The sequence below is a fragment of the uncultured Senegalimassilia sp. genome, from assembly GCF_934632265.1.
GTDB lineage: Bacteria > Actinomycetota > Coriobacteriia > Coriobacteriales > Eggerthellaceae > Senegalimassilia.
Genome location: NZ_CAKTYH010000037.1, coordinates 1 through 15,176 on the forward strand (window position 1 = coordinate 1; position 15,176 = coordinate 15,176).

Annotated in this window: 13 protein-coding genes; 9 read left to right on the top strand and 4 right to left on the bottom strand. The window is 63.1% G+C overall.

Going from position 1 to position 15,176, the window contains the following annotated elements; all coding sequences use genetic code 11:
- The 4 genes from Q0H50_RS04130 to metK form a co-directional block, all read right to left on the bottom strand.
- Positions 1 to 965, bottom strand: a 965-nt coding sequence (locus Q0H50_RS04130; protein ID WP_294419659.1) for a THUMP domain-containing protein, incomplete at its 3' end; no start/stop codon positions are given.
- 84 nt (positions 966 to 1,049) lie between these two features.
- On the bottom strand, positions 1,050 to 2,303 hold the full coding sequence (rpoD, locus tag Q0H50_RS04135) for an RNA polymerase sigma factor RpoD (RefSeq protein WP_294419660.1): 1,254 nt from the start codon (positions 2,301 to 2,303) through the stop codon (positions 1,050 to 1,052).
- Positions 2,304 to 2,397: 94 nt separating this feature from the next.
- Positions 2,398 to 4,881, bottom strand: coding sequence for a primosomal protein N' (gene priA, locus Q0H50_RS04140; RefSeq protein ID WP_294419662.1), 2,484 nt, complete (start codon positions 4,879 to 4,881; stop codon positions 2,398 to 2,400).
- A gap of 286 nt (positions 4,882 to 5,167) precedes the next feature.
- Positions 5,168 to 6,433, bottom strand: a complete 1,266-nt coding sequence (metK, locus tag Q0H50_RS04145) for a methionine adenosyltransferase (RefSeq protein WP_294419664.1) — start codon at positions 6,431 to 6,433, stop codon at positions 5,168 to 5,170.
- Between the two features lie 325 nt (positions 6,434 to 6,758).
- Here metK and Q0H50_RS04150 point away from each other — a divergent pair, with 325 nt between their 5' ends.
- The 9 genes from Q0H50_RS04150 (at position 6,759) to Q0H50_RS04185 (ending at position 15,054) form a co-directional block, all read left to right on the top strand.
- Positions 6,759 to 8,159 (top strand): hypothetical protein, encoded by a 1,401-nt coding sequence (locus Q0H50_RS04150; RefSeq protein ID WP_294419666.1) that lies wholly within the window; start codon positions 6,759 to 6,761, stop codon positions 8,157 to 8,159.
- 97 nt (positions 8,160 to 8,256) lie between these two features.
- Positions 8,257 to 8,985, top strand: coding sequence for a DUF1461 domain-containing protein (locus Q0H50_RS04155; protein ID WP_294419667.1), 729 nt, complete (start codon positions 8,257 to 8,259; stop codon positions 8,983 to 8,985).
- 165 nt (positions 8,986 to 9,150) lie between these two features.
- Positions 9,151 to 9,804: a hypothetical protein gene (locus Q0H50_RS04160; protein WP_294419669.1), complete on the top strand. Its 654-nt coding sequence runs from the start codon at positions 9,151 to 9,153 to the stop codon at positions 9,802 to 9,804.
- A 20-nt stretch (positions 9,805 to 9,824) separates the two neighbouring features.
- The gene (locus tag Q0H50_RS04165) at positions 9,825 to 10,370 is read left to right on the top strand and encodes a hypothetical protein (RefSeq protein ID WP_294419671.1); all 546 of its coding nucleotides are present in this window, start codon (positions 9,825 to 9,827) and stop codon (positions 10,368 to 10,370) included.
- A gap of 34 nt (positions 10,371 to 10,404) precedes the next feature.
- Positions 10,405 to 10,578 (top strand): helix-turn-helix domain-containing protein, encoded by a 174-nt coding sequence (locus Q0H50_RS09575; RefSeq protein ID WP_365911078.1) that lies wholly within the window; start codon positions 10,405 to 10,407, stop codon positions 10,576 to 10,578.
- A gap of 396 nt (positions 10,579 to 10,974) precedes the next feature.
- Positions 10,975 to 12,468, top strand: coding sequence for a glutamate--tRNA ligase (gene gltX / locus Q0H50_RS04170; RefSeq protein ID WP_294419672.1), 1,494 nt, complete (start codon positions 10,975 to 10,977; stop codon positions 12,466 to 12,468).
- A 21-nt stretch (positions 12,469 to 12,489) separates the two neighbouring features.
- Complete coding sequence (locus tag Q0H50_RS04175; RefSeq protein ID WP_294419673.1) at positions 12,490 to 13,563, top strand: 4Fe-4S binding protein; 1,074 nt, start codon at positions 12,490 to 12,492, stop codon at positions 13,561 to 13,563.
- Between the two features lie 33 nt (positions 13,564 to 13,596).
- Positions 13,597 to 14,574, top strand: coding sequence for a hypothetical protein (locus Q0H50_RS04180; RefSeq protein WP_294419675.1), 978 nt, complete (start codon positions 13,597 to 13,599; stop codon positions 14,572 to 14,574).
- Between the two features lie 78 nt (positions 14,575 to 14,652).
- Positions 14,653 to 15,054 carry a PaaI family thioesterase gene (locus Q0H50_RS04185; protein ID WP_294419676.1) on the top strand — a complete coding sequence of 134 codons (402 nt, stop codon included), beginning with the start codon at positions 14,653 to 14,655 and terminating at the stop codon, positions 15,052 to 15,054.
- The last annotated feature ends 122 nt before the right edge of the window (positions 15,055 to 15,176 follow it).

Genomic DNA, 15,176 nt, shown 5'->3' on the forward strand with positions numbered 1-15,176 from the left:
GTATGGGCATCGCCCAGCTCGATGCTGACCACCTGGCGCAAGCCGGCGCGCTTGGCGCGGTTGCGGGCGCGGGCGATGGCGGGGCTTGAGTTGGTGGCGCCCACGATGCGCACGCGCTCGAGATCGGGGCGATCGGAAGCCGAAGCGTTCGCCGCACCGGCGCCGCCGACGGCCTCCAAGCCTTCCTCGAAGCGCTCGTCGGCCTCGTCAAGGAGACGATCCCATGCCTGCTCGTCGAACGCGGCCCAGCCCATGAAGCCCCAGCGGCTGCGCGCCAGGCCCGGGGCCATATCGCATGCCGCCGCAGCGGCCTCCACCACCAGCGAGCCGTCGCCGCACGCCGGGTCCACCAATGCGGCGCCGTCGCGCATGCCGTCCCATTCGCACATGGCCAAAACGCCCGCGGACAGGGCGCACTCGAGCGGCGCATCTTGGCCCGCATCGGGCTCCAAATACGGGCGCGCGTAGAGCGATTCGCCGGAAAGGTCCAGCGAGACGGTGGCGCGGCTGTCGCGGATGCGCACGTCGATGTTGGCGTCGGCGTTGGCGCTATCCACATCGGGGCGCGAGCCCGTGCGCTCCCTGAGCGCATCGCAGATGCCGTCTTTGACCTTCAGCTCGGTGAAATGCGTGTTGCGAAGCTCTTCGTTCATGCCGTGCGCGCGGACGGCGATGCTGGCCCCGGGCGCTATGACCTCATGCCAGGGGATGCGGCGGATGCCCTCGTACAGCAAGCTGGCGTCGCCGGCGTTCACGCGCTTGACGACCAGCGTGACGCGTGAGGCCAAACGCGACCACAGGCACACGCGCTGAGCCACGGCCGCCGTGCCGAAAAAGGCCACGCCGCCGTGCAGCGGGCGGATACGGCGGCCGCGCAAGCGCTTGAGCTCGTCGGCCAGATATTGCTCGAACCCGGCCAGGCAGCTGGCGAAGAACTCGTATTCATCGTATGCGGGAGAAGTCATCTAGATGCCTTTCGTGGGCGATGTGTCTAGCTACGGGCATTGGCGGCCCGAAAAGAAACGCGGGCCTTACGACCCGCGTTTCCGTTAATCTTCCAGGTAATCCTTCAGCTTGCTGGAGCGGGAAGGATGACGCAGTTTAGCAAGCGTCTTGCTCTCGATCTGGCGGATGCGCTCGCGCGTGACGCCGAACTCGCGGCCGACCTCCTCGAGCGTGCGAGGATGGCCGTCCTCCAGGCCGAAACGCAGGCTGATGACCTTGCGCTCGCGCTCGGCAAGCCCGTCGAGCACCTTGGACAGCTGCTCCTGGAGCATGCTGAAGCTGGCGGCATCGGGCGGCACCACGGCGGCGTCGTCCTCGATGAAGTCGCCGAGCTGGGAATCCTCTTCCTCGCCGATGGGCGTTTCCAGGGAAACGGGCTCCTGGCTGATCTTCTGGATCTCGCGCACGCGCTCGGCGGGCAGGCCCATCTCCTTGCCGATCTCCTCGGGCGTTGGCTCACGGCCGAGCTCCTGCAGAAGCTGGCGCTGGATGCGCACGAGCTTGTTGATGGTCTCCACCATGTGGACGGGGATGCGGATGGTGCGCGCCTGGTCGGCGATGGCGCGGGTGATGGCCTGGCGGATCCACCACGTGGCGTACGTGGAGAACTTGAAGCCCTTCGTGTAGTCGAACTTCTCGACGGCGCGGATCAGGCCCAGGTTGCCTTCCTGGATAAGGTCCAGGAACAGCATGCCGCGGCCGACATAGCGCTTGGCGATGGACACGACCAGACGCAGGTTCGCCTCGATGAGCTGCTGCTTGGCATCGATGCCCACCTGCTCGACACGGCCCAGGCGGCGCTTCGCGCGACGCGCGAGCTCGCGGCCCTCCTCCTCGGCCTTGTCAAGCTCGGCGGCGGCGGCCACGCCGGCCTCGATCTTCATGGCCAGGTCGATCTCCTCGGCGGCGCTGAGCAGCGGGACCTTGCCGATTTCCTTGAGGTACATGCGCACCGGGTCGCCGGTGAGCATGGTGACGTTGGCGGCCTCGTTGCGCTTGCGCACCGAGCTGCGGGTCTTCTTCGTGCGCACCTTGGGCAGCGAAACGTCGGAAGCGGCCTTGAGCTCCTCCTCGGGAATGCCCTCGAGCAGGTCCTGCTCCTCGCCGTCCTCGTTGATGTTGGACTCCGGCTTCTCGTCGGATGCCGCCTCGGTGCTGCTCATATCGGGCTCGACGTCGTCGACGTCGAGCACGTCCTCGTCCTCAAGCACCTCTTCGACCACCGCGGGGGCAGCGGCCGGCTTCGCGGATTTCGCGGTCTTGGAAGCGGTTGCTTGGTTCTTCGAAGCTTGAGCCACGTGTTCTTCCTTTCGACAGGATAAAAAACGCGCCTATTGCCATTCCGCAAATGGGCGCAAATATGCATCAAATTAAGATAGCATAATCTACACGTCAGAGCAAGTCGTCCGGATCGACGTCCACGGCGACGTTCACCCATTTGTCCGCCTTGCGGCGGCGGAATACCGGCAGCAGCACCGCGGACACGTCGGCATCCGCCGGGCACTTGACCACCACATGCCAGCGATACGTGTTGCGAAGCTTCGCCAACACGCACGGGGTTGCCGGCAGCACGCTCCACCCGTCGCCGCCGTAGGAGCGCGTCTGCTCGGCAAGCTCCGCCGCAAGCTCGCGGGCGAGCGCGGCCACGTCGGCCTCGTGCGCGCCCCACACCAGCACGTTGGCCATGCGCACGTACGGCGGGTAGCCGAGCATCTTGCGCTTGGGCAGCTCATCGCGCAAAAACAGCGCGCGATCGTAGCCGGCGGCGGCGCGGATGGGCGCGGCATCGGCCTCGTAGGTCTGCACGAGCACGCGCCCGGGCAGCTGCGCGCGGCCGGCTCGGCCCGCCACCTGCTCGATCAGGTCGAACGTGCGCTCGTGAGCGCGGAAATCGGGCAGCTGCAGCTGCGTGTCGGCGTTGATGACGCCCACCAGGGTGACGTCATCGAAGTCAAGGCCCTTCGCGATCATCTGCGTGCCCAAAAGCACCGCCGCCTGCGCCGCTGCGAACTGCTCGAGCAGGCGCTCGTGCGCGCCCTTCCCGCCGGTGGTGTCGGCATCCATGCGGATGATGGGCACGCCGGGCCCCACCCCGGGCATGGCGTCGAGCACGCCGCGCAGCTCGTCTTCGACGCGCTGCGTTCCCGCGCCGAACTTCTTCAGATACGGGCTCGAACACTCCGGACACAACGCCGGCGAGGCCTGCCGGTAGCCGCAATGGTGGCATGCCAGAAAGTTGCCGCGCTCGTGATAGGTCAGCGACGTGTCGCAGTGCGGGCATTTCGGCACGAAGCCGCACTCGCGGCACAGCAAGAACTTCGCGAAACCGCGCTGGTTGAGCAGAAGCACCGCCTTGCGACCTTGTGACAGCTCCTCTTGCAAGGCACGCATAAGCGCCGCGGAGAACATGGAACGAGAACCCTCGGCGAACTCGCGCGCCATGTCCACCACGCGGATGGCCGGCATCGGGCGGCCGTTGGCGCGCTCGGGAAGGCGGACCTGCGTCCAGCGCTGATGCTTCGCGCACCGGTAGAGCGCCTCGATCGAGGGCGTGGCGCTGCCGAGCACGACAGCGGCGCCGCTACGCCGGGCCATCCAGCATGCGACCTCGCGCGCATGGTAGCGCGGCGCGCTGTCCTGCTTGTAGCTGCCCTCGTGCTCCTCGTCGATAACGTACAGGCCCACATTGGCAAGCGGGGTGAACAGCGCGCTGCGGGCGCCCACCACCACACGGGCCGCGCCGCTGCGTATGAAGTCCCATTGATCGTAGCGCTCGCCGGCCGACATGCGCGAATGCATGACCGCCACGGTGTCGCCGAAGCGGCCGCGGAAGCGTCCCACCGTCTGCGGGGTCAGCGAGATCTCGGGCACGAGCACGCATGCCGTGCGGCCCTGCGCAAGCACCCGCTCGATGGCCTGCAGATACACCTCGGTCTTGCCCGAGCCTGTGACGCCGTCGACGAGCACCACGCTGCCATCGGCGGCATCGCAGGCGGCGGCGATGGCCTCGAGCGCCTGCGCCTGACCGGGGGTGAGCTGCGGTTTCGGCGAAGGGGCGTGCGGCTGGCCGTCATCAACGGCCGCCACGCCGGCAGGCGGGTTCGTATAGCCCTCGCAAGCCGCTGCAGAGCCGGCTAGGCCCCCTTCGCCGGTATCCCCGCAAGCGCCTAAGACCGCACGCCGCGCGCCGCGCGCCGCATCTTCAGCGAACCCGCGCATACGGCGTCGATGCTCGATGACCACCGCGCCTTTCGCCTCCAAGGCCTTGAGCGTGGACGACACCGAGCCCAGCTGCGCGGTCAGCTCGCTTACGCGCAGCTGACCGCCACGCAACGCCTCCATGACCGCGACCTGCTTGACGGCGTTCGCGCGGGGCGTGAACGCCGAAAACGCCGGCCCTACAACCACCCAGCGATCGTCCACCTGACCGACCGCGGGCTGCTCGAGGCGCCAACGGCCGTCGCGTCCGTGCACCATGCGAGGCACGCCGCCCGGCGGCGTGAACAGACGCACGCACGACGACAACGGCGCGATATAGCGTTCGGAAAGCCATTGGGCGCACGCAGCGCCCTCTTCGTCGAAATACGGCTGGCTGACGGCTCGCTCGATGGCCTTGAGCTTGCCCGCGTCGATGCCCTGCGGCCACTGCGGCCCGCCGGGCTGCCCATATTCGCCGAGCGACACCACGAAGCCCACGGCGCGCCGGTGACCGAACGGCACCAGCACCGCGCAACCCACCGAGATGGCGAAATCGCGCCCGAGCGGGCCGTCGTCGCAATCGCCCGCACCTTCGCATGCGGCAGCGAACAGCCCCTCTTCAGGGACCGCATAGGTATAAGGCGCATCGAGCGCCTGCGTAGGTATGTCTAAAATCACAGATGCCAGTTTCATAGCGCACCAGTATACCAGCGTTTCGCGGAATGCAATCGAGAAAGCGAACATATATTCGTTTTTTGCGAATCCGCCGCAAGCCCGAAACACAGAAAGCCCGCCGGGCGAGCGAGGCATATCCGGGAAATCCCCAGGCTATGCCCCGCTCGCTTCCAGCGGGCTTTCCTTACTTCGAAATCTCAATCACGTCCCGCCGCTTTCTGCAACGGACGTCGTCGTCGGCATCAAGCAGCTGCGCCACGCCCTTCTGCCGAAGGGCGCCGGAAAACGCTTACTCCAGGCCGCAGGCCTTGCGCAGAGCATCCGCGCGATCGGTGGCTTCCCAGGTGAACTCGGGGAGCTCGCGGCCGAAGTGGCCGTAGGCCGCCGTCTTGCGGTAGATGGGACGGCGCAGGTTCAGATCGTCGATGATGGCGCCGGGGCGCAGATCGAACACCTCGCCGATGGCGCGCTCGATATCGGCCACGGGCACGCATTCGGTGCCGAACGTGTCGACCATGACGGACACGGGGCGGGCCATGCCGATGGCGTAGGCAACCTGCACCTCGCAGCGATGCGCCAGGCCCGCGGCGACCACGTTCTTGGCGACCCAGCGGGCAGCGTAAGCCGCGGAGCGGTCGACCTTCGTGCAGTCCTTGCCGCTGAACGCGCCGCCGCCGTGACGGCCCATGCCGCCGTAGGTGTCGACGATGATCTTACGGCCGGTCAGGCCGCAGTCGCCCATAGGACCGCCGATGACGAAGCGGCCGGTGGGGTTGATGTGGATGCCGGCGTCGGGGGCAAGCTCCACGCCCTCGCGCTCGAGCACGGGGCGGATGACGCTCGCCTCGATCTCGGCGCGCAGCTGCTCGGTGGAGATCTCCTCGGAATGTTGCGTGGACACCACGACCTTCTCCACGTTGACGGGCTTGTCGTCGATGTAGCGGACCGAGACCTGGGTCTTGCCGTCGGGGCGCAGGTAGGGCATGGTGCCATCCTTGCGCACGGCAGCCAGCTGCTCGGCCATGCGTTGTGCCAGGTAGATGGGCATGGGCATGAGCGTGGACGTGTCGTCGCAGGCATAGCCGAACATCATGCCCTGGTCGCCAGCGCCGACCTTCTCGTAAGGGTCGTCGCCCGCCTGGCCGTGCTGGGCCTCGTAGCTCTCATCGACGCCCTGGGCGATGTCGGGGCTTTGGTCGTGGATGGCGTTGAGCACGCCGCAGGTATCGCAGTCGAAGCCGTACTTCGCGCGATCGTAGCCGATCTCGCGCAGCACCTCGCGCGCAAGCGCGGGCACGTCGACGTAGGCCTGGGTGCGGATCTCGCCGGCCACGATGATCATGCCCGTGGTGGCCATGGTCTCGCAGGCGCAGCGCACCTGCGTGGGGTCGGCCGGTTGACCGGACGGGGAAACGTAGCCCTGCCCGGACAGCTCGATCTCCTTCTCAAGGATGGCATCGAGCACGGCGTCGGAGATCTGGTCGCACACCTTGTCGGGATGACCCTCGGTGACGGACTCGGACGTGAACAGGTAAGAAGAATGCGCGTTGGCCATTGATGTTCCTCCTTCATCGTTGTCGGCCGGACCACCTTGACGCTTTTGCGCCAGGTTGGTGTCGGGATCTGCGAGCCAACCCTCTCCCCCGACTCTTGATAAACGGATATGTTCGGACGGTGCGCACCGCCCGCGTTTATGCTAGCTGCGAACGATACCACACAGGCATCATTTTGTATGCCCTGCCCGCCGCGCTCGTGGAATCACCATATATCCGCACGCGCGGTATATGGGCGTATCGAAGGGTTCCCAGCCGTACCGCGTCCGCGCGGCGCCCCGTTTGCTACACTGGGCGGAAACCAACCCGATCGGGAAAAGAGGACGCATGACGCATACCGCACCCCAGCCTGCCGACCAGCCCGTTTTCAAGAACGCCGCCTATACCCAGGAGTACATCGATATCGCCGAATCGCTTGACGGCGATATCCCCGGCCGCCGCGCCGCGCGCGCCTACATGGACTCCTCCACGGCCATCGTGCACCATCGCGTGGTGTCCACCAGCTTCGTGCCGAAGCTCTACGACGCCGCATCGCGCCAGGTGATGCGCGAGGTTGTCGAAACCACGCACCGCATCCTGTGCAAGGTCATGCAGCACTACCTCGACGACGCCGAATACCGCAAGATCTTCGACTACGACCCGCGCCTAGCCGAGCTCATCTTGGTCCCGCGTGGCTACGATGCGCTGCTTCCCTTCGCCCGCTTCGATATCTTCCTTGACGAGAACACCGGCGACGTGGCGTTTTGCGAGTTCAACGGCGACGGCAGCTCGGGCATGAACGAGAACCGCGAAATCACGCATTCGGTGGAGGAAACGGCCACCTTTAAAGAGTTCGCACGCCGTCATCACGTGGAGGGCTGCGAGCTGTTCGACGCGTGGGTGCGCGAGTTCGCCGCCATCTACGCCACCTACGAGCATCGCGTGGACAACCCCCGCTTCGCCATCTGCGACTACCTGCAAAACGGCGTGGTCGACGAGTTCCACCTGTTCGCGAAGCGCTTCACCGAGGCCGGGCACCCCTGCACGGTGTGCGACGTGCGCGATTTGACCTTCGACGGCGAAGTGCTGCGCGACAAGGAAGGCCAGCCCGTCCACGCCATCTGGCGCCGCTGCGTCACCAACGACGTGCTTGAGTTCTGGGACGAATCGCAGGCGCTCATCGAGGCCGTCAAGGCGCAGAAAGTGGCGCTCATCGGCAGCTTCGCCGGCCACATCGTGCACGACAAGCAGATTTTCGAGGCGCTGTTCAACCCGATGACGCAGGCGTTTTTGACGCCTGAGGAAATCGCGTTCGTCGAGCGCACCGTCCCGCAGACGCGCTATCTGGACGAGAAGGAAGTCGACCTGGACGCCATCCGCGCCGACAAGGACGCCTGGATCATCAAGCCCACCGACGCCTACGGCGCGGCCGACGTGTACGCGGGCTGCTTCCAAACGCAGGAGCAATGGGAACAGATCATCGCGAAGTTCGCCAACGGCGCCGCCGGCGCGCCGTTTTTGGTGCAGCGCTACATCACGCCGTTTAAAACGCAGATTCTCACGCCCGACGACGACATCGCCGACATGGCCGATGACCAGGTGCAACGCGAACCGGTGCTGTACAACAACCTGGAGGGCCTGTACTGCTACAACGGCACGTTTCAGGGCATCTTCAGCCGCTTAGGGCCCTACCCCACCATCAGCAAGCCCATGAAGGGCATCACCTGCGCCACCATCTGGGTCGACTAGAACGCGCCCAGCCTGCCCTGCTCGCGGCCCCCAAGTCCCAAGACGCGGGGGCCGCGGCCGTTTCACCCTTCCCCAACACCTGCGAGGCCCCTTTCACATGACCCGACTGTTAAACGGAATCGTCGCCTTCGGCAGCGCGCTGCTGCTGGCCGTGACGCTCATCGGCGCCGGCTTCGCCGCCGTCGCCATCCCCGACGCGGCAACCGCAACGCTGTCGCGGGCATTTTCCGGCTGCGACCAGCCCAGCACCCCGTTCACCGCCGACGAGCTGACCTCCATAGCCATAGCCGGCAAGCATTACACCTTCGACGATAACGACCGCGAAAAGCTTGACGCAGCCATCGCCGAGGCCAACGCCGCCGCCGAGGCAGACGGGCGCGCCGCCGCGTCGACCAGGGAAAGCGCCGCCCGCAGCCTGCCCACTGACGCGATAAGCCACCTCGACGACGTCTACCGCGTGGCAAGCGTGGCCAAACCCGCTCTGGTGATCGTGGCCGTGCTATGCATCGCGGGCCTTGCGCACGTGGCCGTGCGCATCAGCCGGCGCACGCTCGGGCGCACGCTTATGGCGGGTGGCGGGTTAGTGCTCGCGGCGTTTTGCGCGCTGGGAGCATGGGCGGCCATCGACTTCGACGGGCTGTTCGCCACCTTCCACAGCCTGTTCTTCCAAGCGGGAACCTGGACGTTTCCCTACGACAGCCTGCTCATCACCTTGTACCCAACCGCTTTTTGGATGGGCATGGGCGGCATCTGGCTTGCAGTTACCTGCATTGCCAGCATCATCTGCATCATCGTAGGACGATTACTGTGCAGTAAATCTAAATAACGTACTGGATAGTATTTATTCGGCAAATGGAGAGGCGGCATCCCGATGCCGCCTCTCCATTTGCCGAATCAATTAACCTTGTGGGTTAATTTGATAACATTTTCCGATATCTTGAAAATGCTTCTTAGAAGAAGCGGCACATATACGGACGAAAGGAGACTCGCAATGAAGAGTCCCATCGCCTCGAAGTACGACAACAATAACTCCGCTCAAGGACACACGAATAACAACGAACTATGCTCTGGCTCCGAGCAATATAAGAATACGCGAAGGCAGACAGCACAAACCTACGATCAAGGCACGCCAACCTGGATGCAATGCAAAAAGAAAACAGCTCTGATTACCGCATTAGCCATTCTCGCGCTATCGATTCTGTGCCTTTCCGTAATTACGATAAGCTCAATCTGCTCTTCGCACAAAACAGCCGATGAAAGCAACGGCTCCCCATCGCAATACGCTGATTTCGACCCCATCAATGACATCAGGCCCAAAACAAACGAATCGAAAACCATGACGAACGGATTCAACATCGATAACAACGTCAGCGGAGACAGCCCTGCCGTAATTATCACAACGAAATGTTCAGTTCAAGCCATCGAAATAACCGAAGACGGACAAAACCTCGTAACAATAACTTCTTACGCCAATGAATTGGCTGATTTAATTGGTGCACAATCCCTAATTCTTGACTGCACGCCACGAGTCGATAACGGCACCGCTCCGCCACCTCCCGACGTCGGATCTGAAGCAATCGCCGAATTCGGATGGCCACAGGGGTCGAACCCGCCACTAGGGTCAATCAAGACAACTAGCAATTAACAATTTGCAAGGAGACCGCTATGGAGCATTGCTCCGATTTCAAGCACAGCAAACAAACTGAAATCAATATCAAAAACACGTGTGCGAGAATCGCTCGTGTTTTCATGATTTTGTTTGTGTTATCAGCAATAGGCCTACTAGCCTATTTAGGCGTCTCTGTATATTCCTTTATCAGCAACAACGATGCATCCTTACTAAGCATTTTTTATCCAACGATCCAGCTCGCAACGGCATGCATTACTCTACGGCTTATGTATACCCTGTTCCGCAATATCGCAAACGGCAAGTCGCCTTTAACTAAAAAGCATGCAAGAATTCTTGCAATCATTGCATCTCTCTTACTTGCAAGCTGCCTTGTCGAAATTGTCATGCAATTAATACCTGCAGTAAGCGAACGAATTTTTAAAGTTGGATCTTTCGCAGAAATCGGATACGTGCACGACCCTGCCACCAACTCCTTACACATTGACTTGAAAACCGCAGTCATGGCTGCATTCTGCTACGCCGTTTCCGCCGTGTTTTCCTATGGAGCCGATTTGCAGCAGCTATCAGACGAAACAATTTAATATGAGCAAAATAATAATTGACATCGATAGCGCAATGCGGCTCAAGGGGCTCAACAATAAAAAGCTAGCGGCTATTCTTGGCTTAACAGAAGTTCACGTTAGTCGATTAAAAAACACAAACATTAAAGCAATTCGTCTTGATACCTTAAATTCACTTTGCGAAGTGCTCGAGTGTGAGCCCGGAGACATAATCAAGCGAATTTCATAAAAGCTAATTCGTCAATCGCTTTGTGCCCACATAGCTCTTAAAAATCTTATTCGTAACACAGTACGAATCGGAACTATCGAGCCACACATTTCCCTTTGATTTTGTTTTGAGAGAAGTCGAGATAAGACCTCCTCTTAACAGGCCGAGAGAAGAATATGCATGACCTCCGGCGAAGAAAAGTGTGCTTCTATTGCCCCGAACGAAATAAGCATCCCGCATGCAAGAGACTCGAGCAACCTCTTAATCGACGAGCGTCAAGCATTAGCAAGTTCAATCACATCGTTTAGCCGTATGTCGCATTTTGGGTGGTGAACGCATATGTCCATCTTGCAGCTACGCTCAAGCCGCCTATACTGAAACAACCGATGATTCAAACACGTAAGGAACTAACGAACCATGACTGAGAGCAAACCGGTGCGCGTCCGCTTCGCACCTTCCCCCACGGGCAAGCTGCACGTCGGCGGCGCCCGCACGGCCATCTACAACTGGGCGTTCGCCCGCGCTTGCGGCGGCACCTTCATCCTGCGCATCGAGGACACCGATCCCACCCGTTCCACCGAGGAGAACACGCAGGTCATCCTGAACGCCATGAAGTGGCTCGGCCTTGACTGGGACGAGGGCCCGGAGGTCGGCGGCGAGTGCGGCCCCTACTTCCAGACCCAGCGCTTCGACACCTACGCCGAGGCGCTTGAGCGCCTGAAGGAGCGCGGCATGGTCTACCCGTGCTTCTGCACGAAAGACGAGCTTGACGCCAAGCGCGCGAAGGCCGAGGCGGAAGAGGGCGGCTATGCCGGTTACGACCGCACGTGCCGGGACATCGACCCCGCCGAGGCCGCCCGCCGCATCGAGGCCGGCGAGCCGCACGTGTGGCGCCTGAAGGTGCCGCTCGAGCACGGCCCCATCGAGTTCGACGACGCCGTCTACGGCCATATGTCCTTCCCCGCCGACGTCATGGACGACATGATCGTCGTGCGCACCGACGGCACGCCCACCTATAACTTCGCCGTGGTCTGCGACGACGCCAACATGGGCATCACGCACGTCATCCGCGGCGACGACCACCTGTCCAACACCCCGCGCCAGATCCTCATCTACGAGGCCCTCGGCTACGACGTGCCCACCTTCGCGCACCTGTCCATGATCTTGGGCTCCGACGGCCACAAGCTCTCCAAGCGCCACGGCGCCGCCAGCGTCGAGGAGTTCCGCGACAACGGCTTCCTGCCCGATACCATGGTAAACTTCCTGGCGCTGCTCGGCTGGAGCCTTGACGGCGAGACCACCATCATCGACCGCGAGACCCTGTGCGCCAAGTTCAGCCTGGACCGCATCACGAAGAAGGACGCCATCTTCGACCAGACCAAGCTCGAGTGGATGAACGGCCAGTACATCCAGCGCATGGGCGCCGACGAGTGGGTTGCCGCAAGCCGCCCGTGGCTCGTGCAGGCCGGCGCGTCCGAGGCCGACATCGACGCGCGCCCGGAATGGTACGCCAAGCTCTACCCGCTGGTCTCCGAGCGCCTGCAGCGCCTCGACGAGGTGCCGGCGAAGCTCGCCTACATGTTCTGGGGCGCCAACGTCGCCGAGCTGGACGAGAAGTCGGTGAAGAAGGTGCTGCTCAAGGAAGGCGCCCGCGCCGACGAGGCCCTGGCCAACTGCCGCGCCATCCTGGCCGACGAGTCCCGCCCCTGGGAAGCCGCCGGCCTTGAGGCCGCCTGCCGCGAGCTGGGCGACAGCATGGACATGAAGCTGAAGTTCGTGCTGCAGCCGCTGCGCGTGGCCGTGTGCGGCAACATGGTCTCCCCGCCGCTGTTCGAGTCCATCGAGCTCATGCCGCGCGAAGATGTGCTCGCCCGCATCGACCAGGTCACCGAGCAGGTCTTCGGCGCATAGCCCGAACACGGAAGGCACCTGTTGACCGAAGCCAACGAACAACAGCCGTTTCAGATCCCGCAGCGCATCCTCGTGCAGCGGGATCTGTGCATACGCACCCGAGGCGCCGATTGCACGCGCTGCGGCGAAGCGTGCCCGAAAGGCGCCCTGTCGTTTCCCGAGGGGAAGCCGCCCATCGTAGACGAGGCGGCTTGCTCGCTGTGCGGCATCTGCCAGGGAACCTGCGACGCGTTCGCTTCCACAAGCTATACGCTCACGCAAGCCCATGCCGGCGCACGACGGGCCGCCATGGGCGCGCGGCCGGCCATCATCACCTGCACCGAGAACGTCTCAGAGCAGGACGACCCTGCAAGCAACGTGGTAGCGCTCCCCTGCCTGGCCATGCTGCCGGCAGAGCTATGGGCCGCGCTGCTGGCCGAAGGGGCCGATGTGCAGGCAGCCATCGACATGGAGCGCTGCGAAACCTGCGAGAAGGCGGGCGGGCCTGCGCAAGCCCTCTACGCCGAGCGCATCGCCCAGGCCGAGGAATGGACGCAGCGCAGCGTGGGGTTCGCGCCCTCGCTGCCGCAGGCCGCCGACGAGGGGCTGCTTGCCGGCCTTGCCAACGCCGGTGCCGATGGGGACCGCCGCAGCCTGTTCACCGACATGTTCTCGCAGCTCAAGGACGCGGCGTCGGGCACCACGCGCGAACGCACCGACGCCCGCCTGCAGACGTTGCGCGAGCAAAACGAGCGGCTTGCCGCCCATCAACGGCTCGACCTGGGAAACGGCACACAATTCAACAAGTTCGCGCCGCACGGGCGTGTCCACCGCGCCATGGGAACGTCGCGCAACCTGCTGCTGCAGGCGCTCGACGCGCTGCCCGATATGGCGGAGCGGGTGGATCTTTCCCTGCCCGAAATCGATGCCGACGCCTGCGAGGGCTGCCTACGTTGCACCCGCGCCTGCCCTACCGGCGCGCTGCTGCCCGACGCCCAAGACGGCACGCTCGCCCTTGATTGGCGCTACTGCATAGGCTGCGGCCTGTGCGAGTCGGCATGCCCCCGCAATGCCATCACGTTAACAACCAAGCCCGTCTCCGAGGCTGCGTGCTAAGATAACTGGGAACATACCGTTAGGAGCGCTTCCATGAACCAGCCTCGCAACAATCCCGATTTCAATCCCTACGAATCTGCTCAACAAACGACCCCGCAAAACCCGCAGCTTGACGAGACCGCGAACGCCTCGCAGCAGCCCTCCGGGTACCCCGTTCCCCCGCAGGCACCCTATGCGCAACCTTCCTACGGTGCGCCGCAGCCCCCCGCAAACCCCTATGCCGCCACCGCACCGCATCCCGCGAAGAAGTGGCCTTGGGTGCTTCTAGGTTGCGCCCTGGCGTTTCTCATGGGGCTTGGCGGATGCGTGGGCTTCACCACGGTGGGCATGGTTGCCGATTCGCTTCACAGCCGCGCCGACGGCGTGCATTCCTACGATTTCGACGACCTGCCGTACGGCTACGATCCCGACGACCTGCCCGATAGCGATTACTACGGCGGGTTCACGCTCTCCGACATCAAGGAGGCGGCGGGCGACCTGCCCTGCGATATCGACGACGAGGGCAAAGCGACCGCAGGCGTATACGTGGTAGGCCGCGATATCGACGAGGGGCTGGACTTCCTCCAGGGAAACCCGTCCACCGAATCCGAGTGCTATCTGTTCGACCCCGAGGGGTTCGGCACCTATAGCATCGGCGCCGCGGTGACCTACACGGGCAATTACTTCGCCGACCTCGAAAACGGCCAGGTGGTTGCCTTCATGCCAAGTTCCGCCAGCATGCTCATGATCCCCGCCGACCAAGCCGATTTCCAACCGCAGGCGCCCTATGCCAGCGGCCTGTACCGCGTCGGCAAGGACATCCCCGCGGGAACCTACACCATCACCGTCAGCCCGGACGCGCCGCACAACGCCTCGCAGGACTATGCCGCCTACGTCATGAAGGACCTGGACTTCGACGATGATTCCATCACCGACTCCAAGCCCCTGCTGCGCGGAAGCACGCAGACCGTCACCGTAGAAGACGGCGAATGGCTGGAGCTGTTCGGCACCATCGCAACGCCAACCGAATAACCGCCGCAAGGCATCACGCGCCCTCCGACGACCATCGGAGGGCGCTGCTGTTTACCCGCCACCGTCGAAAGAACGCCCATGCTCCCGGAAAACCCCACCCTTAACCAAGTCCGAGAATTCTTCGCCAAAGACGAGTTCGCCACGAAAGCCACAGGCTGCACCGTTGTTGAAGCCGCCGAAGGCCACGCCATTTGCGAAATGCCGCTTGAGCGGATCCACTACAACGCCCAAGGCGGCGTCATGGGCGGGGCCATCTTCACCCTTGCCGATTTCTGCCTGGCCATCGCCTGCAACGTAAACGAGCAGCCCACGGTATCGGTGAGCAACACCATCGAGTTCCTGAGCACGGCTAAGGGCGACAAGCTCATCGCCGAGTGCACCGTCGACAAGTCGGGCAGGAAGCTCGGGTTTTACACGGTGGACGTGTCCGACAACACGGGCCGCAAGGTAGCCCGCATGACTGCAACCTGCTACCGATAATCGCCAGGCAGGGATTCACTGAACCCAACCACACGGAGCAAACGAGGTGAACAGACGATATGCCCATCGAGATGGCAGCAAGATAGGAAGCCTCGCTGTTGTTGATTCATATGCGCCTTCGT